Origin of the sequence: Variovorax sp. 278MFTsu5.1 (genome assembly GCF_048305045.1) — a bacterium.
In the GTDB taxonomy this organism is placed as follows: domain Bacteria; phylum Pseudomonadota; class Gammaproteobacteria; order Burkholderiales; family Burkholderiaceae_C; genus Variovorax; species Variovorax guangxiensis.
Genome location: NZ_CP157622.1, coordinates 3,450,759 through 3,476,116 on the forward strand (window position 1 = coordinate 3,450,759; position 25,358 = coordinate 3,476,116).

Consider the following 25,358-nt stretch of genomic DNA (forward strand, 5'->3'; position numbering starts at 1 on the left):
TCGTTTGGGCGTGGCTATACTGCGCCGGTCACGTCAAAAAGAGGCGTGATCGGGATTGGACTCCCGTTGAAACCGCTGCGACGCAAGCCGCAGTCACCCCGCAGGGTCTGCGGCTTCGTCGTTCGTGCTTCCAGTTTTGGCGGCTCGATGGGCGGGCGCAAGCCCGGCCGGTTTCACGCAAGTGGTTTCCCGGTAGTCCAACCCGTCGAGCCGCCGCCTCCGCTTGGACTCGGGTGCGTCGGTTTCAGCAAACCGAAACCATTGGAGCCCATTCATGGCTGCATCCGCCCGCGCATCCGCGCGCGTCTCTTCCCCTTCCGAATCCTCCGCCTCGCAGAGCGCCGAGCTGCTTGCACTGCAGCTGTGCGACGACATCGGTAGCCTTCAATCGATGCAGCGCGCGTATGCGTGCCTCGAAAAGCTCATCGTTCAGCAAGGGGTAGGAGATACGCAGGAGGTCTATCCGAGCCGGGCCGAACTCGCGGCGCTGGTCGGCGTGGTCAACGAGGAGCTGCAACGTCGGATCGACGCGGCAGACGCTACCGCGCAATCGCTGCGCGCCGGCCTTGGAAAAGGCGGCACGCAGTGAATTCGCTCGCCGGCTACTTGTTCGCCGGCACGAAGAAAAGATATTCACCGCGCCCCAACTCGGGCGTGATCGTGTAGCCCGCGCACAGGTCTTCCGTGCACTGGATGACGATCACGCGCGGCCAGATGGTCGCGGCCGTGGGGTAGCCCGGCAGGTACTGCGGCACGTGCCACACGCCGAGGGCGCCGACCGGCAGCGCGTTCTCGGTGCCGCGCGCGTTCTGCAGGCCGCTGCCCATGTTCATCCGCTCGACGCGCAGCGGCTGCTGCACGGCCGCTGCCGCCGCCGTGGTGGCGGCGCAGCAGGCCGCCAGCCAGAGCAGGAATACGGTCCTGGTCATTTGGCGCTCCGTGCGGTCATTGCGCGGCGGGGGCCGAGCGCGGTGCGGTTGCGATGTCGTCGGAGCGCTGGTCCAGCATGCGCGACGCGGCCCGGATGGAGGCGACTTCGCCCGGGTCGATCGGCGTCACCGTGGCGCTGACGACGGGCATCGTGACCACGCCCGTGTCTTCGGAGGCTGCCGCGGCCTGCTGCTGCGGGGCAGGCGAGGCTTGCGCGATGTGCTCGGTGTGCGCGGGAGGCGGCGGCAGCGGAGCCGGGGCGGCCGGCGAAGTGGCAGCCACGGGCTGCGGAGCCACCGGGGCAGGGGCCGCTGCAGCCACCGCGCGAGGCGGCGAGGCGGCAGCGCCGCTGGCCGATGCCTGCGGTCCGTAGGCCGTCACGCGCTCTTCCGCCGTCATCGACTGCGGGCACTTGGTGCCGGTCATCTCCAGCGCGGCCATCGCGGCCGGGTCCATGCAGTCCATGGCCAGCGACGCTGCCTTCATGCCCTTGTTCCAGAGCTCGCGGCTCATCTTCAGGCGCTTGCAGTGCTCGTCCGTCCAGGTGGTGCCGAAGCTCAGGCCCACGCCAGGGCCGTTCGCGCTGGCGCTGCTGCTGCCCATGCAGGTGTCATTGCTCGTCGTCAGGTTGGGTCCGTTGACCGACGGCACGTTCTTGATCGTGTAGCTGCCGCGGTAGTCGACGGTGTTCGTCGTCGCGCCGGTGTTGTTGACGTTCTGGTTGCTGGTCATCGTCGACTGGGTGGTCACGCTCGCCGGGCTCGAAAACGTCACCGACTGGCTGTTGCCCTGGGCCGAGGTCGTGGCCGAACTCGACGATCCGTTGTTCGCACCCGTGTTGGTGTTGGTCTGTTGGGCGATAGCCACCACGGAGAAGGTCAGCAGTGAAAGAAAAAGCAGCTTCTTCATTTTTTCGACTCCTTTGAGGACCGGGGAGAGGGCGTTTCCTGCCGCTCTCCCCATTTCCAGGTTCAGCAACCGGTTTGCGCAAGGCAAGGTTCAGGGAGCCGATGCTGTCGAGCTCGCGCCCGCCGTGCCGCCGGTGCCGCCACCGTTGGTGAAGCCGCCGGCGTTGCCCCATGCGAAGTTGGTGACGCCGAAGGAGCCGCCGGTGGAGCCTGCCGTGGCCGAGGTGCTCGTGCCGTTGATGGGCCCGTTGATCGCACCGGACGAGGCGTTGTAGCCGGAGGTCGTGGTCGAGGTACGGGTCACCAGGGCGATGCCGCCGCCGGGGCCGGCGGCCGTCGCCGCCGTGTTGTTGGTGGTGGAAGAGGCTGCGCCGCCAGCGCTGCCGCTGACGTGCGTGGCGCCGCCCGCGGAGTAGTTGGCGTTGCCCGCCGAGGTCGCGTTGGCTGAAGCGTTGGCGCCGCCGGTGGCCAGGCCGTTGCCGGTCGTCACCGCCATGCTGGTCACGCGGCCGGTGGTGGTTGCCGAGCCGCCCGCCGTCGCGCCGCCGATGGCGAAGCCCGGAACCGCGAACGCGCCGCCCGAGGCGTTGGCATTGGCCGCCGAACTCGACGTGGCCGAGTTGTAGCTCAGTGCGCTGCCCGTGCCGGAGCTGGCGGCGGTCGATCCGGCGGAGCTGGAAGAGCCGGTCGTGGTGGACGTCGCGGCGACCGCGGTGCTGCCGACCGTTGCCGAGGCGACGCTGCCGACAAGGACCACGGCGATGGCGATGAGAGTCTTCTTCATGATGTTTCCTCGAGTGATGTGGAACGAACCCGATCGCCGGACGACCCGGCTATCAGCTGACGGTCTGTGACGCGGTGTGGAGTGGCTTGCGTGACGACCGGAGTGCAGTTTCTGCGCCGGGGAAGCAATGAAAAATGCCCTGTGCTGGGTAATGCGAGGCTATGGCGAAAGGCATGGCTGCGAGCCTTTCCGGCAAGACGGAAAAACGCTTGCGCCACACGATGGCGGCAAGCGGAATCGCGGCATTCGAGGAGGCATCAAGGGCGCTAGAAACCAGATGCAACCGAAGTAATCGAATCTGCGGCGGCGCTTCGGGTATCCCCGTGTCCACGCTTACAAAAGCCTTGCGCAGCGCTCTACTGCGGCCGCGCCGGACGGCGGCGGCCGGGCCTTCAGACCCTCCGTTCGGCCATCTATCCGTTGTCACGCCGCACCCGGGCGCTTTGTCCTGCTTCCTGGCGCGCGCGGGCGGGGTTTTTGACTCCCCCACAAAAGGGCGCCTTGCTCATGTGCGAAAGCGGGCCGATTTCTACATTCATCCCCATGGCCGAACGCCGAAGCTCAAGCCGGGCAACAGGCGCTCCAGGCCGGTCACTACAACCAGGGGATACGCATGGAACTGCTCGCACTGCTGCCGACGACCTTCATGAACCTGCTGCGCGAAGACGCCGGCATGTCGTTCATGGAGTTCGCGCTCATCGGCGCGCTGGTGATGGTCGTGTGCCTGCTCCTGCTGCTCGCCATCCGGCGCACTGCCTGAACCCGTGGAGACCGACATGCAGGAACTCGACGCCGTTCTCGAACTGCTGGCGATGCTGGCCACCGACCTTCGCATGCTCGTGCTGCTGGCGCTGCTGGCCACGGCCGCCGTGAGCGACTGGCGCTCCTACCGCATCCCCAACTGGCTGACCTTCGGCGGCGCGCTCTTCGCGCTGGTCTACGGAACGCTGGCCGCGCGCACCCCCGCCGTGGGGGCCGCAAGCGCATTCGGCGGGCTGGGCGTGGGCTTCGCGGCGATGGTGCCGTTCTACGTGATCGGAGTGATGGGCGCCGGCGACGTGAAGCTGATGGCCATGGCCGGCGCCTTCATCGGGCCTGAGCAGGCGCTGATGGCGGTGCTCTTCACCTTCATTGCCGGCGGCGTGGCGGCCATGGTCTTCGCGATCCACCAGCGCCGCGTGGTGCGCATGCTGACCAACGTCAAGGACGCGGCACAGGGCGTGATGCTGTCGGGCATGGTCGGCATCCGTCCCTCGGGACGCATCGGCGCCAGCCAGTCCATCGGAAGGCTGCCCTACGGCATCTGCATCGCGGCGGGCACGGTCGTCGAAGTGCTCGCGCACCAGCTGGGCTACGTCTAGCCCCTTCACTTTCCCTTTCATCTCATCTCATCTGCGACGGAGGTTCACATGAAGAACATCAAGGCGATCGGGCTGATCCTTCTGGCCCTGCTGACGGGGCTGGCGGCCGCCGTCTATGCGGCGGGGTGGATCTCCAAACAGGGCGGCATCGCGTCCAACAAGGTCGTGGTGGCGGCGGTAGACATCGAGCTGGGCAGCCGCGTCAACCCGCAGATGCTCACGACGATCGACTGGCCCAGCGCCTCGGTGCCGAACGGCGCGTTCAGCGACATCAAGGCGCTGGACGAGCGCGTGGTGAAGGTCGGCGTGCTGCGCGGCGAAGCGGTCATCGAAGGCAAGCTGGCGCCGGTGGGCACGCAGGGCGGGCTCTCGGCGGTGATCGCCAGCGGCAAGCGGGCGATGACGGTGCGCGTCAACGACGTGGTGGGCGTGGCGGGCTTCGCGCTGCCGGGCAACTACGTGGACGTGATGGTCAACGCCCAGCAGGACAAGGGCCGCGGCGAAGAAGCGCTGCAGATCAGCAAGACCGTGCTCGAGAAGGTGCTGGTGCTGGCGGTGGCGCAGGAAGCCAACCGCGACGACACCAAGCCGAAGGTGGTGAGCGCCGTGACGCTGGAGCTCTCGCTGGAAGACTCCGAGAAGCTCGACCTGGCCCGCAGCGTAGGCACCCTGTCCCTGGTGCTTCGCAACCAGATGGACAAGACCACGGTGGCCACCGACGGCATCACCAAGGGCCAGCTCTTCGGCGCCAAGGAACTCGTGCAGGTCGCGGCGACCGCGCCTGCTCCGGCACCGGCCCGGCCGCGCGCCCATCGCCCGGGCCCCGCCGCGACGCCGGCTTCCCAGTGCGTGGAAATCATCCAGCACGCGGGCAGCTCGCTGACCTGTTTCTGAACCGGTTCGACATTCGACAGGAGGAACACCAAGTGCGCCATATCCCCACAACACTCGCCAGCCTGCTGGCGGCCTTCGCGACAGTGGCGGCTCCCGCCATGGGCGCCGAGGTCGCGGCAACCGCCTCGGCCGCGGGCGCCATGCCCGCCGCAGCCACCGCCACCACGCAAGCCGCGGCGGCTGGCAGCAGCAGTGCCTCTGCCGCTGCCAGCGGCAGCCGCCGATGCACCGCCATCATTCCCGACGACCAGCCGACCCAGGCCGTGCTGGGCAAGTCGGTGGTCATACCGCTGAAGGCGCGCGTGGTGCGCATCGTGGTCAGCGGCCAGCCGCCGAGCCGCGCACCTGTACCGGCGGCCGCCGCGGCTGCAGTGCCCGCCGGCATGCAGCCCGTCGCGGCACCCGCGGCCAACGCGAACACCAGCGACGGCGTCGCGGACGTCGACGTGACGCTGCTGAGCCCGACCGACCTGTTCTTCCGGGGCCGCCAGGCGGGCTCGATGAACGTGGTGCTGCAAAGCGCCGATGGCACCTGCTACATCAAGGACGTCATCGTCACGATCGACCCGATGGCCCTGCAGTCCAAGCTGGCCGAACTGATGCCCGAGGAGCGCCGCATCCAGGTGCGCAGCGCCGAAAAATCCATCGTGCTCACCGGCGAGATCAGCGACGCGCTCAAGCTCGACGACGTGATGAGCCTGGCCTCGGCCTACGGCGCCGACGGCAAGAAGGTGGTGAACCTGCTTCGCGTGGCGACGCCGCAGCAGGTGATGCTGGAAGTGAAGATCGCCGAGGTCAGCAAGACGCTGCTCGACAGGCTGGGCTCGCGCGTGGGCATCGCACGCACCGGCAACGGCGGCCTGAACAACTATTCGCTGATCTCCAATTTCCTGAGCACCGGCGCCGGCCTGGCGCAGGCGCTGCGCATCGGGCGGACCTCGCTGACCATCGACGGCCAGAAGGACGACGGGCTCGTGCGTATCCTCGCAGAGCCGAACATCATGGCCATCAGCGGGCAGCAGGCCAGCTTCCTGTCGGGCGGCAAGATCTTCATTCCGGTGGCGCAGAACGCCGCGGGCGGCGGTGGGACGAACATCACGCTGGAGGAGAAGGAGTTCGGTATCGGGGTCAAGTTCACCCCGACCGTGCTCAACGGCGACCGCGTCAACCTCAAGCTGGTGTCCGAGGTGTCGGACCTGACGCAGACCGGCTCTCCGTTCACTACCGTCTCGGGCGTCACCGCCGTGCTGCCCTCGTTGACGGTGCGGCGCGCCGACACCACCGTGCAACTCAACGACGGCCAGAGCTTCGTCATCGCCGGGCTCATCAAGAGCAACGTGAACGAGACGATCAAGCGCTATCCGGGCCTCGGCGAGGTGCCGGTGATGGGCGCGCTCTTCCGCAGCACCGAATTCCAGAACGAACAGACCGAGCTGATGTTCGTCATCACGCCGCGCCTGGTGCGTCCGCTTGCCGAGTCGCCGCGGGTGCCGACGGACAACCACGTCGTTCCGAGCCGTGCCGAGGTCTATCTCAACGGCGCCCTCGAGAGCTCGACCCCGGCCCCGGCCGCCCCCGCCAGCGAAACCCCGTGAGGAGCACCGTCATGTTCATCATCAGATCGATCACCGTCGGGCTCGTCTGCCTTCTCGGCGCCAGCTGCTCGACCGTCACGCCCAACTACGACGCGCGCTTCGGCGACGCGGTGCGGGACGCAAGGAAGAAGATGACCATCAACCCGAACGCCGGCAAGAACGGCGACCCCGTCACCGGCATGGACGGGCGCGCATCGCGCGAGGCGATGCACCAGTACCAGGAGTCGTACAAGACGCCGCCGCCGGCGGTCAACGTCATCAACATCGGTGGCCAGATCGGCGGACAGGGCGCCGGCGCCTCGAAGTGATGAACGCACGCATTGCATTAGCCAAGCCCGCTTCCTCGGGACTCACGCGGAAAGGAGAGTGACACGAATCGAAACGAACTTTCTTCCCTCATTCATGTTTTCTCGAACCTGATTTCCAACCGTTCAAACCTCGAAAGGAACGAATCATGCAAAACTTTTTCAAGGCCATCGGCCAATCGACCCAAGGCTTCCTGCGCGAAGAAGAGGGCGCCCAGGTCGTCGAGTACGCGCTGATCATCGCGGTCGTCTCGATCGCGCTGGTTGTCGCGCTGAAGGGCCTCACGGCCAACAACGGCGGTTTCACGAGTTTCATCACTCGCGTCACGACCTGCCTGACGGGGACGAACTGCCAGTAAGCAGTTCTTCGGGGAGGGAAGCGGGTCCATGTCACATGGCCCGCTTCGTTCCATCTCCCCGTTCGCTCCCACGCATTCTTCGTCAACAACGAACCGGGGTTCATCATCATGTTCAAGTCATTTCTGACAGACGAGAGCGGTGCGCAAGTGGTCGAGTACGCACTGATCATCGCCGTGGTTTCCATCGCGCTGGTGGTTGCATTGCAAGCGTTGTCCGACGGCACTGCTCTGGGCGCTCTCATCGACCGTGTCACGACATGTCTGGGCGGCACGAGCTGCACCTGACCCGGCCGCTGCGCGCGCTCACTCAACCAGGGAGCTGACCATGTCCACCTGCCGCCATCACCGCCGCCAGCGCGGCGCGATGATCGTCACAGCCGCGCTGATCCTGCTGTTCCTGATGGGGTTCATGGGCATCGCCCTGGACTTCGGGCATCTGTTCGTGGTCAAGACCGAGCTGCAGACAGCTGTAGACAGCTGCGCCCTGTCCGCTGCGCGCGAGCTCGACGGACAGGGCACGGCGATCACCCGTGCAACGAGCGCAGGCCAGACCGCCGGCAATGCCAACCGCGTGAACATGCAGTCGAGTACCTGGAGCGGGCAGGGCCAGATCGTCGCGAGCGACATCACCTTCCGCGACGCCTCCTATGCCGTCACCACGACGCCCGCCCTCGCGCGCTATGCCCAGTGCGTGCATACCCAACCCAACATCGGCATCTGGCTCATGAAGGCGATGGGCGCCTTCTCGGGCGACACGGCCGGCAACCCCGGGACGCGCAGCGTCACCGCAAGAGCGGTCGCCACCCGTGCCAGCGCGCAGAGCGCGTGTCCCATTCCCGTAGCGGCGAAGCCCAAGACCGGTGGCGTAGCGCCGAACTATGGCTTTGTGGTCGGCGAGTGGGTGACGCTCATCATGGCGCAGAACGCCGCCGCCGGCGGGCAAATCGGCTGGGCCAATCTCGACGGCAGCAACAGTGCTTCGGAAACCGAAGCCGAACTCAACGGCCGCTGCGGTGCCAGGGTGGGCGACACCATCGGCACGCCCGGCGTTCAGACCTCGGTGGCCGATGTGTGGAACCAGCGCTTCGGCATCTACAAGAACAGCAGCGACCCGAGCACGGCGCGTCCCGACTACACCGGCTACGCCTATACCTCGCTGAACTGGCCCGCACAGTTCAACGCCTACAACGGCGCGCCAGGTGCCGGAGCACCCGCGAGTGCGCAGAACTTCGTGACCAAGCGGGCCGCCTTCGCGTCGTGCGCCGACACCGGCACCAAGGTGAAGGGCGCGAACAGCTGCGAATCGATCACCGGGCTGTCGCTCAACAGTTTCCAGAAGCTGGCCAACCCGGGCAATGTCTCCGGCGGCCACATGCAGTACGGCCTTGACCGCCGCTTCGTGACGGTGCCGGTCATCGATGGCGGCAACCACGTGATCGACTACCTCTGCATGCTGATGCTTCAGCCGCTGAGCATTCCGATGACCGACGTGCAGCTGGAATTCCTCGGCAACGCCGGTGCGACCGGCAGCCCCTGCACCACCAGCGGGCTGGCGGGCGGATCGGCCGGGCCGCTGGTTCCGGTCCTGGTGAGATAGGAAGAGGAGGCACGCCATGAAGCCGTCTCGTCGTGCACAGCAGGGCGTAGCGCTTGTCGAACTCGCGCTGATCATCCCGCTGCTGCTGTTGCTGACCTTCATCACCACAGAGTTCGGCCGCGCGATGTACGAGTACAACGCGGTGGTCAAGTCGACGCGCGACGCGGTGCGCTACATGTCGGTGCAGACGCCGGGCACGAAGATCACCGAGGCGCGCAACCTGGTGGTGTACGGAAACACGGCCGGTACGGGTTCGCCGCTGGCGCGCGGACTGAGCCTGTCGAACGTGCCGGCCGGCACCTGCTGCACCTGGCAGTCGGCCGGCGCCGCGCCGATCATCACCACGGTGACGATCCGGGTCAGCGGCTACACCTTTCATTCGATGTTCCCTTCGGTGATGGGCGTCGTCTTCGCGGATGCGAACGGCAACATCGCCTTCAGCGACATCACCGCCAGCATGAGGGCGCCATCATGAGAAGAAGCACCTCCCGCCGCAACCGTGGCGCCACGACGGTCGAGTTCGCCCTGGGCCTGATCATCTTCCTCATGTTCACGCTGGGCATCGTGGACTTCGCGCGCATGCTTTTCACCTGGAACGCCGCCCAGGAGGCCACGCGCGCTGGCGCCCGCTACGCGGTGGTGTGCGACGACACGGCCCAGCAGGCCCTGGTGCTTGCGCGCATGAAGGCGCTGCTGCCGCAGATCAGCACCGTGTCGGTGGCGTGGTCGCCCTCGGGCTGCACGGCCGCGACCTGCGAAGGCGTGACGGTGAGCATCACCGGGCTCAACTACCAGTGGATCTCGCCCATCGCATACGCGACCGCGCCGCTGATTCCGATGCCGGGCTTTTCCACCTACCTGCCGCGCGAGGTCATGCGCAAGGACCCGAACAGCGCGGCCATCTGCTCCTAGCCATCAACGCAACGGAAAAGACCATGAAGATCGCCATCATTTCCCCCAACGCCAACCACCTGCAGGACATGCGCAAGGTGCTGGAGGCGCGCTCGCACATCGTGTCGCTTTTCGAGGGCGGCAAGAGCCGGATGCAGTGGGTCGTCGAGAAGGCGGCCCCCGAGTTGCTGCTGGTCGACGGCATGTGCTGCGACCCGCAGGAGCTCAGCCTGGTGGAAAAGCTCACGCTGCAGCACCCGGCGATCTCGGTGGTGCTGCTGTGCGCGATGCAGACGCCCGAGTTCCTGATCCACGCGATGCGCGCGGGCGTGCGCGAGGTGCTGCCGTCGCCGGCCGACACCGCCGCGCTGGAGGCAGCCGTGGAGCGCATCGCGCAGAAGATGGCCGGCACGCAGGCGCGCGCGCCGGGTCAGGTGGTGGCCTTCATGCCCTGCAAGGGCGGCAGCGGGGCGACCTTCCTGGCCACCAACATCGCGCACCAACTCTCGAAGGACCGATCGGTTCTGCTGGTGGACCTGAACCTGCAGTTCGGCGACGCGCTGTCGTATGTGAGCGACCTGCGGCCCACCTCGACGATGGCGGACGTGGCCCGCGACATCGGCCGGCTCGACGCCTCGCTGCTCGCGGCGAGCGTGGCGAAGGTGTCGCCGACTTTCAGCATCCTGCCGGCGCCGGAGGACATCTCGCGCGCGATGGACGTGAAGGCCGAGCACGTCGACGCGATCCTGCACGTCGCGCAGGGCATGTACGACTTCGTGCTGTTCGACCTGGGCCCGCGCATCGACACGCTCGCGATCCGGGTGCTGGACCGCGCCGACCGCATCTTTCCGGTGCTGCAGCCCAGCCTGCCGCACATCCGCAACGTGACGCGGCTGATGCATGTCTTCAAGTCGCTGGGCTACCAGCCCGGCAAGGTCGAGCTGCTGGTGAACCGCAGCGCCGGCGGCGGGGAGATCGGCCTGTCGGACATGCGGCGCTCGCTGGTGGGCGCGACGCTCACGGTGGTGCCCGACGGCGGCAAGGACGTGGATGCATCCATCAACCGCGGCGTGCCGCTGGCGGAGATGGCACGAGGCAGCGCACTCGCAAGAAAGCTGGCGGACATCGCGCACACGCTCAGCCCCCGGCAGGAGGCGGAGCCCGGCTTCATCGGGCGGCTCTTCCGCCGCGCTTGATCGGCGCTTGAGCGGCGCCCGATCGGAGCCCGGCAGCCAGTCATTTCAATCAACAGCAAGGCAGGTCCCCATGTCATTCAGAGAACAGCTCAGTGCCGTCGAAACCGATGCAGGTGCCACCGCGCGGCCGGTGGGGCACTCCGCCGAACAGGCGGTGTCGCCCTTTGCCTCGGATGCCTACAAGTTGCTGAAGGAGCGCATGCACCTGAAGCTGCTGGAGCGCTTCGACCTCGCGGCGCTCGAGACCCTGAAGCCCGACGTGCTGCGCCAGGAAATCTCGACCATGACCACGCGGCTGCTGCAGGAGGAGCCCGAGGCGCTCAACGACATCGAGCGGCGCACTCTGATCCGCGACATCCAGCACGAGATGCTGGGCTTCGGGCCGATCGAGCTGCTGATGGCCGACCCGTCGGTCTCGGACATCCTGGTCAACTCGCACGAGAAGATCTACGTGGAGCGCCGGGGCCGGCTGGAGCTGACCAACGTGAGCTTCACCGACGAGAAGCACCTGCTGCGCATCATCGACAAGATCGTCTCGCTGGTGGGGCGGCGCATCGACGAGTCGAGCCCGATGGTCGATGCGCGGCTGCCCGACGGCTCGCGGGTGAACGCGGTGATCGCGCCGGTGGCGCTGGACGGGCCGATGATGTCGATCCGGCGTTTCGCGAAGATTCCGCTGCGCATGGAGAACCTGGTGGACGAGCTCAAGACGCTGACGCCGCAGATGGCGAAGATGCTCGAGGGCCTGGCGCAGGCCAAGGTCAACATGCTGATCTCGGGCGGCACGGGCGCCGGCAAGACCACGCTGCTGAACATCCTCTCGGGCTTCATTCCGCCGAGCGAACGCATCATCACCATCGAGGACGCGGCCGAGCTCCAGTTGCAGCAGCCGCACGTGGCGCGCATGGAGACGCGGCCGATGAACATCGAGGGCAAGGGCGAGATTACGCAGCGCGCGCTGGTGCGCAACGCGCTGCGGATGCGGCCCGACCGCATCGTGATCGGCGAGGTGCGCGGCGCCGAGGCGGTAGACATGCTGCAGGCCATGAACACCGGCCACGAGGGCTCGCTCACGACCATCCACGCCAACACGCCGCGCGACGCGCTGGCGCGGCTGGAGAACATGATCGGCATGGCCAACCTGAACCTGCCGCACCGCACGGTGCGCCAGCAGATCGCATCGGCCATCACCGTGATCGTGCAGGTGCTGCGGCTGGTGGACGGGCGGCGCAAGGTCACGAGCATCCAGGAGATCACCGGCATGGAAGGCGAGGTGGTCACGATGCAGGAGATCTTCAGCTTCCACCAGACCGGCATGGGGCCCGACGGCCAGGTGCGCGGGCACTTCCATGCGACGGGTGTCAGGCCGAAGTTCGCGGAGCGGCTGCATGCCTACGGCGTGGAACTGCCGGACACGATGTTCGACCCGAGCAAGCACTACGAATGACCTGACCAGACAAGGAACAGGAGGCCATCATGCTCAACAACCTGGGGGGCAACACCCTCATCACCGTCACCGTGCTGGTGTTCGTGACCGTGCTGCTCATGCTCGAGGGGCTCTACATGCTGTGGCGCTCCTACAAGGGGCCCGAGGCACGCAAGATCGAGAAGAGGCTGCAGGCGTTCTCGGCCGCGGTCGACCGCACGCCGCAGGCCCACCTGGCCAAGGAGCGCATGCTCAGCGAGGTGCCGTGGATGCAGCGCCTGCTGCTCACGCTGCCGCGGGCGCACCGGCTGGACCGCTTCATCCTGCAGGCCGGGCTGGACTGGACGGTTTCCAGCTTCCTGCTGATTTCCTGCGTGCTGGGTGTGCTCGGCTTCTTCGCCGTGATGGTGATGGTGCACCAGTCGCTCCTGGTGGCGCTGGTGGCGGGAGGCTGCCTGGCGGTACTGCCGCTGCTCTACCTGCAGCGCCAGCGCAGCCGCCGGCTGACACGCATGGAAAAGCAGCTGCCCGAGGCGCTGGACCTGGTGACGCGTGCGTTGCGTGCCGGGCATTCTTTCGCCAGCGGCGTGCAGATGATCGGAGACGAGATGGCGGATCCGATCGCCAGCGAGTTCCGCATGGTCGCCGACGAGGTGAACTTCGGCGTCTCGCTGCAGCAGGCCCTGACCAACCTCAGCGAGCGTGTGCCGCTGACCGACCTGCGCTACTTCGTGGTGTCGGTGCTGATCCAGCGCGATTCGGGCGGCAACCTGACGGAAGTGCTGGGCAACCTCAGCCGGCTGATCCGCGAGCGGCTCAAGCTGCTCGCGCGGGTGCGGGTGCTGTCCTCGGAAGGACGGCTGTCGGCCTGGATCCTCGGGCTGATGCCGTTCGCACTCGCCGCGCTCATGAACGTGTTCAACCCCGAATTCATGTCGCCGCTGTGGACCGACCCGATCGGGCAGATGGTGCTCAAGTACATGCTGGGGCTGATGCTCGTGGGCATCGTGCTGCTGTGGAAGATCGTGAAGATCCGCGTCTGAAGGAGAAGAGCCATGACCATGCTGTTTCCCATCCTCGTCTTCGTGGCCGTGTCGCTGGCGATCATCGGAATGGCCGTATGGCTGTCGCCGACGCGCACCGAGCAGCGCCTGCAGGCAGTGGCGATGCCAGCGGGCAAGTCGGCCTGGACCGAGAAGGCCGTCAAGATCGTCGGGCCGTTCGCGCAGCTTTCATCACCGACCAACGATGCCGAGCTGTCGCCGCTGCGCGTGCGCTTCCTGAACGCGGGCATCCGCCATCCGGACGCCTACCTCGTGTATTTCGGCACGAAGACGCTGCTGCCGCTGGGCCTTGCCGCGCTGGCGTACGTCGGACTGAGGGCGACGGGGGCCGCCGAAGACAGCACGGTGATGCTGCTGTGGCTCGCGGTGGCGGCGCTGGCCGGCTGCTACCTGCCCAACCTGGTGCTGCGCCTGATGATCCGCTCGCGCCGCCGGGAGATCTTCGAGAATTTTCCGGATGCGGCCGACCTGATGCTGGTGTGCGTCGAAGCCGGCCTCGGGCTGGATGCCGGGCTGGTCAAGGTCACGGAGGAGATCCAGGTGAAGAGCGCGGCGCTGGCGCAGGAGCTGCACTGGACCAACCTGGAGATGCGCGCCGGCGCTACGCGCGAGAAGTCGCTGCGCAACCTGGCGCTGCGCACGGGCGTGGAGGAGATCGGGACCTTCGCGACCATGCTGACGCAGGCGGACCGCTTCGGCACCAGCATCGGTGAATCGCTGCGGGTGTTCTCCGAGGACCTGCGCCACAAGCGCCATGTGCGCGCCGAGGAACTGGCGGCGAAGGTGCCCACCAAGATGCTGCTGCCGCTGGTGCTGTGCATCTTCCCGTGCATCTCGCTGGTGATCCTGACGCCGGCGGCGATCCGCATCATCCGGATGATCATGCCGATGCTCAACGGGACCTGAGCGCTTTCGGCCTTCCGATCAAAAAAGCCCTGCGCGCCGGAGACGGCGCGCAGGGCTTCGAGCTTTTTTCTTTTTTCTTCAGTGCGGGGCGGCGTCGAGCTGGTGCTTGACCGCGTAGATGTAGAGCTCGAGGCGGTTGCTCACGCCAAGCTTCTGGTAGATCGAGGTGAGGTGGTTGCGCAGCGTGTGCTCGGTGACGAAGAGCTTCGCGGCCAGGGCCTTGTTCGAGGCGCCGCTGCCGCTCACGACGGTGTGGATGATTTCCCGCTCCTTGTGCGTCAGGCTGGCCTGCCTGGCGGCTTCGGGATCGGCCTTGGGCTGCTGCTTCTTCACCGAGGTCAGCTCGTAGAAGACGCGGCCGATGGACTGGGCGTCGATGCAGAGCTCGCCGTTGTGCACGCGCTCGATGGCGTCGATCACCTGTTGCGCCGGCGCGTCCTTGCGCATCACGCCGCGTGCGCCTTGCAACACCGCCAGGTCGAGCGTGCGCTGTTCGCGTTCTCCCGTGAGCACCATGACGCGCGAGACGTCGTTCGACACCAGCCTCGGCAGGATGTCGAGGGCACTGTGGCCGTCGAGGTCCAGGTCGAGCACGATGACGTCGGGCGCGAGGCTTTCCGACGTGGCCACCGCGTCCTCGCAGCAGCAGGCGGTGCCGACCACCTTCATGCGCGGATGCTCCCCGTCGATCAGCCTGGACAGGCCCCACAGCATGGTCTGATGGTCGTCCACGAGCAGGACGCCGATGGGATGGGTGGCAGCTGGTTGCATGGTGGGCTCCTTGATTCGGCTCTGGTTTGTCTCTTGGCAGGTGCAGCGGCTTGCTGCCGGGATTCGTCGTTGTTGCTCAGATCGGGATTTCCACCAGCACGGCGGTGCCGCCGCTGTCGCACTGGCGGACCTGCGCGCGCCCGCCGAGGGCGGCTGCGCGTTCGGTGATGGAGTGGGGCCTGAAGCGGGTGAAGCTCTCCTCGCCGTCGGCCTCGTTCTCGATGCGCACATGCAGCCGGCCGTTGCGGCAGGCCAGGCGCACGCTGCCGTGGCGCGCCTGGGTGTGCTTGCAGATGTTGTTGAGGCCTTCGCCGACCATCTGCAGCACCTCCGCGGTCATCCGGTCGTCCAGGTGCAGCGGGCCGTCCACGTCGACGGCGATGTCGATGCCGTAGAGGCCCTTGATCCGCGCGGCCTGGCGGTGCAACTGCGGCAGCACGAGGCCACCCGGGCTGCTGTTGCTGCCGTGCCTGACTTCGCCGGCATAGCGGCGCAGGTCGGCGATGACGCCGTCGGCCACGCTCGCGAGCTTTTCCAGGTCGTCGCTCAGCGGGTTGTCGGCGGTGGCCTTCTTGCGCAGGGCGCACAGGCCCATGCGCAGACCGATGTAGGGCTGCACGGCCGTGTCGTGCAGGTTGAGCGCGAACTTCAGACGCTCCGCGGTGGCTGCCTCGGAGGCCATGCGGTCCAGCACCTCGATGGTTTCGATGATCGGGAAGATCTGTTCCATGAGGTGCGTGAGGAAGAGGGCGTCGGACTTGTTGAAGAGCCCGTCGCGCGAGGACACGAAGACGCGGCCTTCGCCCAGCCGCATGGGCAGCGGAGCGCTGATGAAGGCCCGGGCCTCCAGCATTGTGGTGATGGCCTCGCAGCGCCGGGCGCCTTCTTCGTCCTCGACGCGCCAGCCATCTGCGGCACCAGCCTCGAAGGCGTGGCTCTGGGCATACAGCCGGTTCAACGGCCAGGGCAGGCGGTTGCTGAGCACGGTCTGGTCGGCCGGCAGGGCCATGAGCGGGGATTCGGCGATGCGGCCGATGGTCTCGACGCTGACGTGCTCGCAGGCGTCGTTCTTGCGCAGTGTGCGCAGGACCCAGTTGCCGGTGGCGGTGTCGCGCGTCAGCAGGATGCAGTGGCTGGCCCGGAAGAAGGCCAGCGTGCGTTCCATGGTGCGGGCGATGGTGCGGCCGGCGCCGAAGCGCGGGTTGGAGAGCTGGCTGACGTCGCCCAGCAGGGCCAGGCGGCGCTGCAGGCCCAGCTTGGAGCCGCCCCAGTGCACGATCATGTGGCCGAGCGCCAGCAGGAAGGTGCTGCGCATCAGCAACTGGGGCGCGTCGTTGCCGGTGCTGGTGGCGAGGCCGCAGGCGGCGAAGGAGGCGACCGACGCCACCGTGACGCGGGCGCCTTCCTCGAAGCCCCAGCGGAAGGCGGAGGTGAGGATCGCGAAGAAATAGAAGAGGAAGAAGAGGCTCTGTACGCCGTCGGTCACGAAGATGATGAGCGTGAACCAGAGTACGTCGGACCAGTGGATGACCTTGCCCTGGAAGTACGGGCGGCCCATCCGCGTGCATGCGTACACCAGCAGGCTGTGCAGCACGTAGCCGCAGAAGGCCAGCCAGACGGCGCCGTCGACATGGTTCCGATGGTCCCCGGCATCAACCACCACCGCCAGCAGCGCCGAGACCGAGAGCACCAGCCGCATGCGCGAGACCATGAGCGCATCCGCGGCGACGCTGATGCCGGCGTCGGGGGTGGCAGTGGTATGGGCCAGCATGGAAGACGATTTCCGGCAGGAGGTACATCACGCGATGCGGGCCGCGAGGCGGCTGCTGCTGGCGAAGCGGCACGGTGTCATTTTGGAATTCACTCCTCGTACCTGAAAGGGATGTATGTGAAGGTTTCACATTACTACTTTGGTAGTCGAAAACAATGGGGTCCGAGGTCTATCGCCAGTTTGTGACTCTTGTTGCATTCAGTTGCATTCGTCTCTGGCCGGGGCGTTTCGAGGTGGCGGCAGAGGAGGGCGAGCGGGCCGGCTGCCAGGAAGCGCGCTATTTGCGGGTACCTGTTCAGTGCGAAAGGCGCGACCGGGTTCCTGGTTTCAGGCCCGGCGCTCGACCAGCGCGGTACGGCCCAGCGGCGTGACCCGCAGCACGACCGCCTGCCTGAATTTCTGCGGGCTCTGCCTGGTCCGGCAGGGCGGGGGCAGGGTTGCTTCCACCATGCCCGCAGCGTTCAGCACCGCCACCGAATTGATCTCCGTCGGATCGTCGATGCGCAGCGGGAAGACCGAATTCCCGATCTTGCGCAGGTAGTCCAGGGGCATCACGGGCCATTTCTGGTCCTCGAGCGCAATGGCTGCGGCGCCGGCTTTCAGGCTGGCGATTTCCGCATGCCCTTCCTCCGTGATGTCGAACACCACGGCGCTCTCGTACTGCTGGTATCCGAAGTGATCGAGATGGAATTCGGCTTCGACCAGCCCGGTGGCCATCAGGACCGAGGCGTGCCTGATGTCGGGTTCAGCCGTGAGCGTGACCGGAAACTTCTCGTGCAGAAGCCGGAGGAGGAGATTGAGCGGCATACATGCTCCCGTCTGCACCGTCGTTGGTGCACATCGAGCAATGGGAAGGACCTGCGGACGGATGCCCGCATCGCAGCGCCGATCCCGGATGCCGCCTCTGGACGTGTAACAGCGTTACCGCGGGTGGAATGCCGGGGTAACACGATCTTGGGTCGTGAAGGGGGCGGCAGGACTTCGACACTTTAAATGTGATTTTTTCACTTTAGTCATTTCGTTGTACTCCTGCCGCTCGACCTTGTCGAGAATTAGTTTTGTGAAGGATTTCTCGTTTTCAGGGCGAGAACGTCACATGCTGAGCAATCAGCACGCCGTCGACCACCCGGTCGCCCACGACCGTGACCTTCCGGCCGTTGCGCAGGTCGAACTTGGTTCCGTTCTCGAAAACGGCCGCATCGGCATCCACCGGCTGGCCGCGCACCCTGAAGTCCGCAGGGGAGCGATACGCACCGATGGCGCCGATCAGCGTGAAGGAGGCCGGTCCGCCCGTGCCCGGCACATTGCGGATGCGCAGCTTCTTCGCCACCAGCACGCCGCCCGACATGAATCCGTCGGCTTCGACCTTCACGCCGTTGCCGAGCGAGCCCACGGGGCCGCCTGTGATCTGCGCGTTGGTCGCATCGACGGGCGTGCCCAGCACCCCGAACGAGCCGCGCGAGACGAAGTCGGTGATGACGCCCGCGAGCTGGACCGCCACGCCGTCGCTCGTCGGAATGGCGTACCAGCCCTGGACTTTCGTGGCCGTGAGCACGCCGCCGACCGGCGCAGTGGTGCCCCGGGCGCGAACGACGACGCCATTGGCGAGCGACGATTCATCCAGCCCCGCGAAGACGGCCGTGCCGTAGTTGACCGTCAGCTGGCCGAGCATGAAGGTCTTGTGCGCCTTGTCGAGGCTCTGCACCGCGCCCGTGGCAAGCGGGTCGGCCACCGTGGGCGAGACCTGGATGCGCGTGGCCCGCAGCGTGCCGGGCGCGCCCGGCAGGCCCCACACCTGGATGATGCTGCCCGCCTGGACGTCGGCCAGGCCGTTCGCGTCGCCCCAGACCGTGGCCGAGTCGATGCTGACGCCGATGCCCATCACGACGAAGGTGCCGGCAGGAACATCGATGTTCGAGACCGCGCCCCGCAACTCGGCCGCGGAGACCACCTGGTTGGCGATGCCGCTCGTGAAGTTCTCGTCGACCTTGCCCGCGACCCGCGCGCTCATGCCGATCTGCAGTCCGGTCGCGTCCTCGATGGTGAAGGTCGCGCTGTCGGTGTCGTAGCGCAGGCCGTTGAGGATGATGCTGCCCAGGCCGTCCGCAGCACCGATGCCGGCGGCGTCCGCCGTCACGCCGGTGCCGCCCGAGCCCACGCCGGAGCCGTCGGTGTTGCTGTTGCCGGCGGTGCTCGTGCCTGCGCCGGCGTCGCCACCTGTGCTTCCCGTGCCGCCCGCGCCGCCGGAATCCCCTGCGGCACCGGTTCCTGACCCGGTCCCCGAACCCGTTCCGGTTCCGGTTCCGGTGGAGTCGCCCCCGGTTGCAGTCGCCGCGGGCGCGCTACCGGTGCCGACGCCGAAGCCAGCCATGGAGCCGCCGCTGCCTCCACCCCCGCCGCACGAAAGCAGCAGCGCCAGGAAACCGGCGGACAGGAGTCCGAGCAGGAGCCTTCGAGGCGTCTTCATCGTGCTCATGGCTTGGGCCCTCTTTCTTCCGGCGGCGGCGGCGCTGGCGTGCGCTCGGTCCGCTCGTCCTCGTAGTAGGTGTAGATGCCGACGCGGATGCGTCCCTTCGCACCGCCGGGGGCCTCGTCGACCGCCCGTGACATTTCCTGCGCCAGCTCGTGATGCAGCGCCGTCCAGCGCTCGCGCACGAGCCGCTGGATCTGCTCGCATTCCGCAAGCGTGAGCCCGCGCGCGTACACCGCGCGTTCCAGCATCCGGGGTTCCTCGCCCAGCGTGTTGGCGACGGCCGCCAGCAGGTGGTCCCGCCCGTTGTCGCCCAGGAAGGCCAGCATCGACTGCAGGTCTTCCACCGGCACGAAACCGTCCGTCGTGAGCTCGACCACGCCCTTGTCCTCGTCCTCGCTCACCATGTTCAGGCGCACCAGTTCGTCGAGGATGGTGCGGTGATGCACGTTGCCGCGGCTGCTCATGCGCGCGACGGCCTCGAAGGAGGGCGCGTCGTGGCCCGCCGTGATGGGCAGGCGCCGGTAAGTGTCATCTTTAGTAAGCATCTGCAACCACAACGTGAAAGTCTTGGCTGCAGCCGACAGCTCGGTGTGGGGCAGGGGATCAGTGGTTGCCCTGACCTTGGCAGTCACCGCCTTGCGGTTGAGCCCGGTCGTCACCGAAAGCTGGCTCAGGTTCGGGTTGGCCACCCCCTGGTTGCGCCAGCTGCGCTGGGCTTCCTCGATCAGCAGGTCGCGCAGCAGTTCCTCGAGGTGAGGGTGCTTCACCCCCATGGCGAGCGCGAGCCTGACCACCGGCCGGAGAATCCGGGCGCAGGCAGCAAGGGTCCAGTCCAGCCGATGTTCCATGGATTCGAGCGATATTCCCGAAACTGCGGTTCAAAGAGGGTTCGACGGCACAGATCGCCAGTTGCGATCTGCTTTCAATTGTCCTGCGCAAGAGTATGAATGTGAATGCTTTGGACTACTGCCGGCCGATTGGCTGGGTGTAAAGAAGCAACACCCCGGCCGGGCTCGCTCCAGGAGGCTCGGGAGCGTCGTCGCAGCCGCTCAGGCGCCGGGCGCCGTCACCGCCGCCTGATCGTGCTGCAGCCGTGGCGGCAGCCGGTCGTCGAGCCAGTCCATGCGCCAGGCCAGCAGCGCCACCGCGCCGACGATGCAGGCGGCCGCCAGCGCGCCCGCCAGGCCATGCCGTTCACGGTACGGATCGGGCGCGATGCGCTTGGCCCCCGGCGGCACGCGCGCCGTCTGCGACAGCATCCCCCCGAGCCGCACGCTCACCTTCATGCGGCCGTTGATGGCCCACCCGCTCGCGTCGAGGATCGGCCCCAGGCTGCGCTGGCGCAGCTTCAGCCAGGCGATCAGCATGCTGGGCCCCGAGATCGCGATCACGATGCCGGCCAGCGCCACCGGAATCCACTGCCCCAGGTCGATGAACTTGCCGAAGATGCCGACCAGCACCGCACTGATGCTGCCCAGCGCCACCCCGATCGCCGCCACGGTACCCACGTCGATGCGGCTGCCCGCCGTTGGCACGCCGGGCTTGGCAGGAGCCTTCGAAGCGGCGTCCGCGCCCGCCGCCTGATCCGCCGTGGCCACCCGGCCGGCCAGCGACTGCAGCGCGCCCTGCGACCCGGCTTCGCTCGCCGCAGCCCGCTTGGCCACCTGTTCCTCGATCATGCGGACGAACTTCTTGTACGGCGCGAAGAAGGCCTGCGCGACGCTGGTCGGGTTCTCGATCAGCTTGGTGATGGTGGCGTCCCAGTCGCGGCCCTGGCGGTCGTAGAACACGCCGTTGCGCCCCACGAAGAGAAAGTCGACGTCGCCCGCGGTGAAGGCGGCGACGATGCTCATCTTCTGCCCCTGGCGAGTGCAGTCGCAGTACGCGAGGCAGGTCTTCGCCAGTCCCGCCAGCGTCGCGTGCCGGGCGGTGTCCTGCACCTGCACGGTGAGCTCGCAGCTGCGCCCGTCGAGGTACAGCGTGCCTGCCTGGAAGATGGCGCCTTCGCGCCGATAGAAGGCCTTGAACGACACGAAGTTGTGCAGCAGCACCAGCAGGTCGCGCTGCAGGCGCAGCAGCTTCTCCAGGTCGACCAGCAGCCGGTTGTGAAGCTCCGCCGCCTCGTCCTCGGCGATGAGCGAGAACAAGGCCTCCTGCGTCTGGAGCAGCGCGTCGATGCGCTTGCGCGACAGTGCGGCCAGCGCATTGGCCGGCCGCGCCGCGATCCATGCCTCGCACGGCGCAAGCCGGCTGCGAAGCGATTGCCATTGCTCTTCTTCCAGCGCATCGCGCTCGCCAAGCAGCGGTGCCACCGTGTAGCGCGCGAACGCGGCCATCGCATCGGCCCAGGCCGGGTTCAAGCTCGTGCCGCGCAACGGCAGCGAGCGGCTGGGCGTGACCGGCGCGAGCGGCAGCTCGGCGATGGGCTGCGCGCCCACGTCCAGCGTGTGGCCCGAGAGCGCGTCATAGGCCTGCGGCGAAGGATTGAGCGCCGCCACCGCCTGCACGTCATAGGCCGCGACCCGGCAGCGAGCGAAGAAGTCGTCGATCTTGGCCGCGACCGCGCGCAGGGCCTCGGTGGCGGCAAGCGTGCGATCGCCCAGCGGCAGCAGCACCTCGTCGCTGCTGTCGCCGTGCGCGTACCAGTCGCGCATGGCTTTCGCTTCGGCCATGAAGGCTTGGGCGCGCGCCCGGTCGAGGCCGGGTTTCTTCTCGTGGCGATCGGGCGTGCTGCCGTGGGTGCGCATCGCTTCCTCGATGGTCGAGCGCAGCGCGTCGTCGGAGGCGGTGTCGGGCGTGACCACGCCGTCGCCGTTGAAACGCATGGCCGCCAGCCATTCGCTGCGGTCCGAAATGTCGGCGAGCGTGAGCGTGTTCGAGTCCTTCTTGCCGAGCAGATCGAGGGTGCGCCGGCCTTCCCTGGCAAGGTCGGCGCCTGCCGCGCTGTTGTCGTCGAGATCGTCCAGCGACAGCGTTCCGCCACCCGCGAGCAGCGCATCGGCGCTGCGCAGCCGCTCGCAGGCCCACTGGCATGCCGCGATCACTTCGGGCGGGCGCACGCGGCCATCGCCGTCGCTGTCGATCAGATCGAGCGTGCGCGCATCGAAGTCGATGCCGCGCGTGGGGCAGGCGAGCGCGACCCACAGTTTCTGGTCGAGCTCGGCGATGTGCGCAATGTCCGCGCCGCTGCGAAACACCACCTGGTCGAGACCGCCGGCACGGATGAAAAGCCATCGGTGCGGTGTCGATGCCGCGGAGGGCGCACTGTTGCCGGGTACGCCGGCGGGGACTGGGGGCGTGCTGATGTCTGTCGTCACTGGGCTGGGGTTCCTGCAGCGGTAGCGGGTGGTGTGTTCTTCGTCTTCGAGACGAGCCTAGATCGCACGCCACACGCACCTTGAGGACAGACGGCGCGCAGCCATGTCGGCCTATGCCGACATCGGCCTCCCCATTTCGCGCAGGCCCGGCCTATGGCAAATGTCCTGCACCCGCCGTCGTTCGCGGATGGCGGCGCGCCGGCCGCTCGCGCCCAAAACTCGGCGCATGCACAGAGCCCGAGGAGCCATCCATGTCGAACAAGCCGAACCCCGCCAGGCAATCCCCGCGTGAGGAACCCGAACTCGCGAACGAAGAGTCCGTTCCCAGCGACGGCCGCGACGTCGAGGGTGAGCAGCTGATGAAGGAAGTGACAAACAGGAAGCTGCACGACAAGGGCGAAGCCGAACACAAGACGCCCGAGAAGGCCGAGAAGGCCAAGAAGGCCGACAGGTCCGCCGATGAGCACGGCACCGACCGCGACTCTCGCTGACCCGGCGGACGCCATGAGCCCCCGGCCTGCCACCGGCTCGACACGGTGGCAGCGTTGCCGTCGATGGGTGCTGCCGCTGGTCGGCGTCGCAGTGCTGGGCCTGCTGTTGTCCCACATCCACAAGATCGACTGGGCCGGTGCCTGGCACGCGCTGCACCGGTATTCGCCGTGGCTGCTGCTCGCGGTGCTCGGGCTCGCCACTGCCAGCCATGCGCTCTACGGCTGTTTCGACCTGATCGGCAGGCGCCATCTGCGGCACCGGTTGCCGGCCTGGCGTACGTGGGCCATCGCGGTCACGAGCTATGCGTTCAACCTCAATCTCGGCTCGCTGGTCGGAGGCGTGGGGATGCGTGCGCGCCTCTATGCCCGCGCCGGGCTCGACGATGCCACCGTGGCGCAGATCGTCGGCCTGAGCCTCGCGACCAACTGGCTGGGGTATGGGCTGCTGGCAGGGGGCCTGTTCGCGGCCGGCGTCATCGAGCCGCCGCGGCAGGCGCACATCGGGCAGGGCGCGCTGCAGGCGCTGGGCCTGGCGATGATCATGCTGGCGCTGGGCTACGTGGTGGCATGCGCAGTCTCGCGCAAGCGCGAATGGGTGGTCAGGGGCAGGCACATCCGTCTGCCGGGGGCGCGCATTGCGTCGATGCAGCTGGCGCTGTCTGCCGCCAACTGGGCGCTGATGGGCGCTGCCATGTACCTGCTGCTGGGGCAGAAGGTGCCTTACGCCACCACGCTGAGCGTGCTGCTCGCGGCGTCCATCGTCGGCGTGCTCACGCCCATACCGGCCGGCCTGGGCGTGCTGGAAGCGGTGTATCTCGCCTTGCTTTCGGGCACGGTGAAGCAGGGCGCGCTGATGGGAGCCGTGCTGGCCTACCGGGCGCTGTACTACCTGGTGCCGCTGGCCGGCGGGCTGGCGCTCTACCTGTTGCTCGAACGCTGGGCTCCGGTCAGCGATGGGCAAGAGGGGGCCGCATCCGCGCTGGAAACGCCAGTCGCTTCAGTGTGAGGCCGGGCCTGTTCACCAGGCCCCTTCGCCATTCAGCAACGCCCGCCGCGCAAGCAGGAAGGTCGCCGCGTTCCAGCTCTGCCCGGCCATGCCCATGGGCGCCAGCGTGCGGCCGTGAAACCACTCGGTGAAGCGCCAGTCGTCCAGTGCATTGGCCCGCGCCAGCTTCGCGAGTTCGGCCCAGGCCATGCCGTGCTCTCCCAGCTTCGCGAGCGCCATTACCCAGAAGCCGCCGACGAAGGGCCAGATGCCGCCGTTGTGGTACTGGTGCACGATGTTCTGCCGGTGGCGGCCCATGTAGGCCCTCCACAGCGGGTGCTGCCGCGGCAGCGGGTGCAACACCACGCGCACCGGCCAGGGCTCGCCGGCATGCGCCCGGTCGATGGTGTCGACGATGCGGCGCGCCATGGCTGAATCGGCCAGGCCGCACTGCATGGCGAGCACGTTGCCGAACACGTCGCCCTCGTCGCCGACCACTGCCAGGTTGACGAAGCTCAGGTACAGCCCCGGGTCGCGCCGGCCGCGGCGCGCGTAGTGCTGCAGCAGCCGCGCCCGGTGGTATTCGGGCAGATCGCGCTGGAACGGATTGAACAGGTGGTTGAAGTGGTAGTGCGTCGCCTCCGCGTGGTCCAGCGCGAAGCGGCGCTTGACCTCGTACCACAGCGCGTTGGTGTAGAGCACATAGCCCGAGCGCGGCATGATGTCCGCCCAGTCGCTGGCCTCGTTCTGCTGCAGCAGTCGGAAGTGCTGGTGCTCCTGCGCCAGCAGCCAGCCGAGCGCGCGGGCAACTTCCTCCGTCCAACGAGAAGGGCAGACCTGCCCGTGGCGGCGCACGTGGTCCACGGCAATCAGCCACCACAGCGTGGCGTCGATGCAGCCAAGGTACCAGAAATCGGCATCGCGGCCCTCCGGGTCCACGTACTTGGGGATCTGCCCGTTGGCCGCCTGCTGCGCCGCGAGCGCCTCGAGGCTCGCCACCGCGCCCTGTTCCAGCGCGGGCACGCCGCTGCCGCACATCGCCATCACGCAGATCGCGGCGTCGCGCCCGAAGATGCGCGTGTAGCGCCGCGCAACGGCGGCCTCGGTGCGGGCGGCCGCCAGGATGCCGTGAGAAGTGAGATTGCGTTCCAGAAGTGCCAGCGAGGCTTGCGAGCAGTTGTCGATCAGCGCGAGCGCGGAGGCATCGAGGTCGGTCATGGCTTCCATGGTGGCTTGGGGCACTCCTTTTTAACAACCGTCGTCTTTCGCGGATGTAGGCCTGGTCCTGCCTGCCCGACTTTGGTTCCGGCTTCCGCCGATACGGGCAGCTCTCC

Annotated in this window: 27 protein-coding genes; 17 read left to right on the forward strand and 10 right to left on the reverse strand. The window is 67.4% G+C overall.

From position 1 onward, the window contains the following. Positions 1–274: 274 nt before the first annotated feature. Positions 275–589: a hypothetical protein gene (locus ABL844_RS16045; RefSeq protein WP_418128158.1), complete on the forward strand. Its 315-nt coding sequence runs from the start codon at positions 275–277 to the stop codon at positions 587–589. A gap of 13 nt (positions 590–602) precedes the next feature. Here ABL844_RS16045 and ABL844_RS16050 read toward each other — a convergent pair whose 3' ends face one another. The 3 genes from ABL844_RS16050 to ABL844_RS16060 all read right to left on the reverse strand — a co-directional run bounded on the left by ABL844_RS16050 (position 603) and on the right by ABL844_RS16060 (position 2,622). Further along, a complete protein-coding gene (locus ABL844_RS16050; protein WP_126019720.1) occupies positions 603–929 on the reverse strand; it encodes a hypothetical protein in 327 nt (108 codons plus the stop codon). 16 nt (positions 930–945) lie between these two features. After that, entirely contained in the window at positions 946–1,839 is an 894-nt protein-coding gene (locus tag ABL844_RS16055) for a hypothetical protein (RefSeq protein ID WP_418120410.1), read from the reverse strand. Positions 1,840–1,929: 90 nt separating this feature from the next. Further along, entirely contained in the window at positions 1,930–2,622 is a 693-nt protein-coding gene (locus ABL844_RS16060) for a hypothetical protein (RefSeq protein ID WP_184637956.1), read from the reverse strand. Between the two features lie 613 nt (positions 2,623–3,235). Here ABL844_RS16060 and ABL844_RS16065 point away from each other — a divergent pair. The 14 genes from ABL844_RS16065 (at position 3,236) to ABL844_RS16130 (ending at position 14,216) form a co-directional block, all read left to right on the forward strand. Beyond that, the gene (locus ABL844_RS16065) at positions 3,236–3,382 is read left to right on the forward strand and encodes a hypothetical protein (protein WP_165909544.1); all 147 of its coding nucleotides are present in this window, start codon (positions 3,236–3,238) and stop codon (positions 3,380–3,382) included. 16 nt (positions 3,383–3,398) lie between these two features. Continuing rightward, positions 3,399–3,983 (forward strand): A24 family peptidase, encoded by a 585-nt coding sequence (locus ABL844_RS16070; RefSeq protein WP_184637954.1) that lies wholly within the window; start codon positions 3,399–3,401, stop codon positions 3,981–3,983. 48 nt (positions 3,984–4,031) lie between these two features. Further along, positions 4,032–4,877 (forward strand): Flp pilus assembly protein CpaB, encoded by an 846-nt coding sequence (gene cpaB, locus ABL844_RS16075; RefSeq protein WP_418128159.1) that lies wholly within the window; start codon positions 4,032–4,034, stop codon positions 4,875–4,877. Positions 4,878–4,975: 98 nt separating this feature from the next. Next, positions 4,976–6,472 carry a type II and III secretion system protein family protein gene (locus ABL844_RS16080; RefSeq protein ID WP_260319305.1) on the forward strand — a complete coding sequence of 499 codons (1,497 nt, stop codon included), beginning with the start codon at positions 4,976–4,978 and terminating at the stop codon, positions 6,470–6,472. Positions 6,473–6,483: 11 nt separating this feature from the next. After that, positions 6,484–6,780: a hypothetical protein gene (locus ABL844_RS16085; RefSeq protein ID WP_184637951.1), complete on the forward strand. Its 297-nt coding sequence runs from the start codon at positions 6,484–6,486 to the stop codon at positions 6,778–6,780. Between the two features lie 146 nt (positions 6,781–6,926). After that, positions 6,927–7,136 carry a Flp family type IVb pilin gene (locus ABL844_RS16090; protein WP_176664063.1) on the forward strand — a complete coding sequence of 70 codons (210 nt, stop codon included), beginning with the start codon at positions 6,927–6,929 and terminating at the stop codon, positions 7,134–7,136. A gap of 108 nt (positions 7,137–7,244) precedes the next feature. Next, entirely contained in the window at positions 7,245–7,421 is a 177-nt protein-coding gene (locus ABL844_RS16095; RefSeq protein ID WP_176664064.1) for a Flp family type IVb pilin, read from the forward strand. A 40-nt stretch (positions 7,422–7,461) separates the two neighbouring features. Beyond that, on the forward strand, positions 7,462–8,733 hold the full coding sequence (locus ABL844_RS16100) for a pilus assembly protein TadG-related protein (protein WP_418128160.1): 1,272 nt from the start codon (positions 7,462–7,464) through the stop codon (positions 8,731–8,733). 16 nt (positions 8,734–8,749) lie between these two features. Next, positions 8,750–9,208, forward strand: coding sequence for a TadE/TadG family type IV pilus assembly protein (locus tag ABL844_RS16105; protein ID WP_126019737.1), 459 nt, complete (start codon positions 8,750–8,752; stop codon positions 9,206–9,208). Next, positions 9,205–9,645 carry a TadE/TadG family type IV pilus assembly protein gene (locus ABL844_RS16110; protein WP_369662350.1) on the forward strand — a complete coding sequence of 147 codons (441 nt, stop codon included), beginning with the start codon at positions 9,205–9,207 and terminating at the stop codon, positions 9,643–9,645. Before ABL844_RS16105 ends, ABL844_RS16110 begins: the two co-directional genes overlap by 4 nt. A gap of 23 nt (positions 9,646–9,668) precedes the next feature. Next, on the forward strand, positions 9,669–10,820 hold the full coding sequence (locus tag ABL844_RS16115) for an AAA family ATPase (RefSeq protein WP_418128161.1): 1,152 nt from the start codon (positions 9,669–9,671) through the stop codon (positions 10,818–10,820). Between the two features lie 70 nt (positions 10,821–10,890). Beyond that, positions 10,891–12,267 carry a CpaF family protein gene (locus ABL844_RS16120; RefSeq protein ID WP_126019745.1) on the forward strand — a complete coding sequence of 459 codons (1,377 nt, stop codon included), beginning with the start codon at positions 10,891–10,893 and terminating at the stop codon, positions 12,265–12,267. Between the two features lie 29 nt (positions 12,268–12,296). Further along, the gene (locus tag ABL844_RS16125; RefSeq protein WP_126019748.1) at positions 12,297–13,289 is read left to right on the forward strand and encodes a type II secretion system F family protein; all 993 of its coding nucleotides are present in this window, start codon (positions 12,297–12,299) and stop codon (positions 13,287–13,289) included. A 12-nt stretch (positions 13,290–13,301) separates the two neighbouring features. Further along, on the forward strand, positions 13,302–14,216 hold the full coding sequence (locus ABL844_RS16130; RefSeq protein ID WP_418120415.1) for a type II secretion system F family protein: 915 nt from the start codon (positions 13,302–13,304) through the stop codon (positions 14,214–14,216). 78 nt (positions 14,217–14,294) lie between these two features. Here the strand turns inward: ABL844_RS16130 and ABL844_RS16135 are convergent, their stop codons facing one another. From ABL844_RS16135 to ABL844_RS16160, 6 genes are all read right to left on the reverse strand, one after another. Next, positions 14,295–14,987, reverse strand: coding sequence for a response regulator (locus ABL844_RS16135; RefSeq protein ID WP_126019753.1), 693 nt, complete (start codon positions 14,985–14,987; stop codon positions 14,295–14,297). Positions 14,988–15,063: 76 nt separating this feature from the next. After that, entirely contained in the window at positions 15,064–16,758 is a 1,695-nt protein-coding gene (locus tag ABL844_RS16140; RefSeq protein WP_418128162.1) for a sensor histidine kinase, read from the reverse strand. Between the two features lie 327 nt (positions 16,759–17,085). Further along, on the reverse strand, positions 17,086–17,565 hold the full coding sequence (locus ABL844_RS16145) for a hypothetical protein (protein ID WP_184637939.1): 480 nt from the start codon (positions 17,563–17,565) through the stop codon (positions 17,086–17,088). 271 nt (positions 17,566–17,836) lie between these two features. Further along, entirely contained in the window at positions 17,837–19,234 is a 1,398-nt protein-coding gene (locus ABL844_RS16150; protein ID WP_418128163.1) for a DUF5666 domain-containing protein, read from the reverse strand. Further along, on the reverse strand, positions 19,231–20,079 hold the full coding sequence (locus ABL844_RS16155) for a DUF6502 family protein (RefSeq protein WP_126019763.1): 849 nt from the start codon (positions 20,077–20,079) through the stop codon (positions 19,231–19,233). Before ABL844_RS16155 ends, ABL844_RS16150 begins: the two co-directional genes overlap by 4 nt. Before the next feature lie 201 nt (positions 20,080–20,280). Continuing rightward, positions 20,281–22,548 carry a hypothetical protein gene (locus ABL844_RS16160; protein ID WP_418128164.1) on the reverse strand — a complete coding sequence of 756 codons (2,268 nt, stop codon included), beginning with the start codon at positions 22,546–22,548 and terminating at the stop codon, positions 20,281–20,283. Positions 22,549–22,799: 251 nt separating this feature from the next. On the opposite strand from ABL844_RS16160, the gene ABL844_RS16165 reads away from it, so the two are divergent. Then, on the forward strand, positions 22,800–23,039 hold the full coding sequence (locus ABL844_RS16165; protein ID WP_418125820.1) for a hypothetical protein: 240 nt from the start codon (positions 22,800–22,802) through the stop codon (positions 23,037–23,039). Positions 23,040–23,052: 13 nt separating this feature from the next. Next, entirely contained in the window at positions 23,053–24,045 is a 993-nt protein-coding gene (locus ABL844_RS16170) for a lysylphosphatidylglycerol synthase domain-containing protein (RefSeq protein WP_418128165.1), read from the forward strand. 12 nt (positions 24,046–24,057) lie between these two features. Here the strand turns inward: ABL844_RS16170 and ABL844_RS16175 are convergent, their stop codons facing one another. Then, on the reverse strand, positions 24,058–25,242 hold the full coding sequence (locus ABL844_RS16175; protein ID WP_418131908.1) for a glycoside hydrolase 100 family protein: 1,185 nt from the start codon (positions 25,240–25,242) through the stop codon (positions 24,058–24,060). Positions 25,243–25,358 lie beyond the last annotated feature (116 nt).

Bases quoted from the DNA above. Each gene is read 5' to 3' on its own strand.
- ABL844_RS16045 (WP_418128158.1), top strand. From the start codon at position 275: ATGGCTGCATCCGCCCGCGCATCCGCGCGCGTCTCTTCCCCTTCCGAA.
- ABL844_RS16050 (WP_126019720.1), bottom strand. From the start codon at position 929: ATGACCAGGACCGTATTCCTGCTCTGGCTGGCGGCCTGCTGCGCCGCC.
- ABL844_RS16055 (WP_418120410.1), bottom strand. From the start codon at position 1,839: ATGAAGAAGCTGCTTTTTCTTTCACTGCTGACCTTCTCCGTGGTGGCT.
- ABL844_RS16060 (WP_184637956.1), bottom strand. From the start codon at position 2,622: ATGAAGAAGACTCTCATCGCCATCGCCGTGGTCCTTGTCGGCAGCGTC.
- ABL844_RS16065 (WP_165909544.1), top strand. From the start codon at position 3,236: ATGGAACTGCTCGCACTGCTGCCGACGACCTTCATGAACCTGCTGCGC.
- ABL844_RS16070 (WP_184637954.1), top strand. From the start codon at position 3,399: ATGCAGGAACTCGACGCCGTTCTCGAACTGCTGGCGATGCTGGCCACC.
- cpaB (WP_418128159.1), top strand. From the start codon at position 4,032: ATGAAGAACATCAAGGCGATCGGGCTGATCCTTCTGGCCCTGCTGACG.
- ABL844_RS16080 (WP_260319305.1), top strand. From the start codon at position 4,976: ATGGGCGCCGAGGTCGCGGCAACCGCCTCGGCCGCGGGCGCCATGCCC.
- ABL844_RS16085 (WP_184637951.1), top strand. From the start codon at position 6,484: ATGTTCATCATCAGATCGATCACCGTCGGGCTCGTCTGCCTTCTCGGC.
- ABL844_RS16090 (WP_176664063.1), top strand. From the start codon at position 6,927: ATGCAAAACTTTTTCAAGGCCATCGGCCAATCGACCCAAGGCTTCCTG.
- ABL844_RS16095 (WP_176664064.1), top strand. From the start codon at position 7,245: ATGTTCAAGTCATTTCTGACAGACGAGAGCGGTGCGCAAGTGGTCGAG.
- ABL844_RS16100 (WP_418128160.1), top strand. From the start codon at position 7,462: ATGTCCACCTGCCGCCATCACCGCCGCCAGCGCGGCGCGATGATCGTC.
- ABL844_RS16105 (WP_126019737.1), top strand. From the start codon at position 8,750: ATGAAGCCGTCTCGTCGTGCACAGCAGGGCGTAGCGCTTGTCGAACTC.
- ABL844_RS16110 (WP_369662350.1), top strand. From the start codon at position 9,205: ATGAGAAGAAGCACCTCCCGCCGCAACCGTGGCGCCACGACGGTCGAG.
- ABL844_RS16115 (WP_418128161.1), top strand. From the start codon at position 9,669: ATGAAGATCGCCATCATTTCCCCCAACGCCAACCACCTGCAGGACATG.
- ABL844_RS16120 (WP_126019745.1), top strand. From the start codon at position 10,891: ATGTCATTCAGAGAACAGCTCAGTGCCGTCGAAACCGATGCAGGTGCC.
- ABL844_RS16125 (WP_126019748.1), top strand. From the start codon at position 12,297: ATGCTCAACAACCTGGGGGGCAACACCCTCATCACCGTCACCGTGCTG.
- ABL844_RS16130 (WP_418120415.1), top strand. From the start codon at position 13,302: ATGACCATGCTGTTTCCCATCCTCGTCTTCGTGGCCGTGTCGCTGGCG.
- ABL844_RS16135 (WP_126019753.1), bottom strand. From the start codon at position 14,987: ATGCAACCAGCTGCCACCCATCCCATCGGCGTCCTGCTCGTGGACGAC.
- ABL844_RS16140 (WP_418128162.1), bottom strand. From the start codon at position 16,758: ATGCTGGCCCATACCACTGCCACCCCCGACGCCGGCATCAGCGTCGCC.
- ABL844_RS16145 (WP_184637939.1), bottom strand. From the start codon at position 17,565: ATGCCGCTCAATCTCCTCCTCCGGCTTCTGCACGAGAAGTTTCCGGTC.
- ABL844_RS16150 (WP_418128163.1), bottom strand. From the start codon at position 19,234: ATGAGCACGATGAAGACGCCTCGAAGGCTCCTGCTCGGACTCCTGTCC.
- ABL844_RS16155 (WP_126019763.1), bottom strand. From the start codon at position 20,079: ATGGAACATCGGCTGGACTGGACCCTTGCTGCCTGCGCCCGGATTCTC.
- ABL844_RS16165 (WP_418125820.1), top strand. From the start codon at position 22,800: ATGTCGAACAAGCCGAACCCCGCCAGGCAATCCCCGCGTGAGGAACCC.
- ABL844_RS16170 (WP_418128165.1), top strand. From the start codon at position 23,053: ATGAGCCCCCGGCCTGCCACCGGCTCGACACGGTGGCAGCGTTGCCGT.
- ABL844_RS16175 (WP_418131908.1), bottom strand. From the start codon at position 25,242: ATGACCGACCTCGATGCCTCCGCGCTCGCGCTGATCGACAACTGCTCG.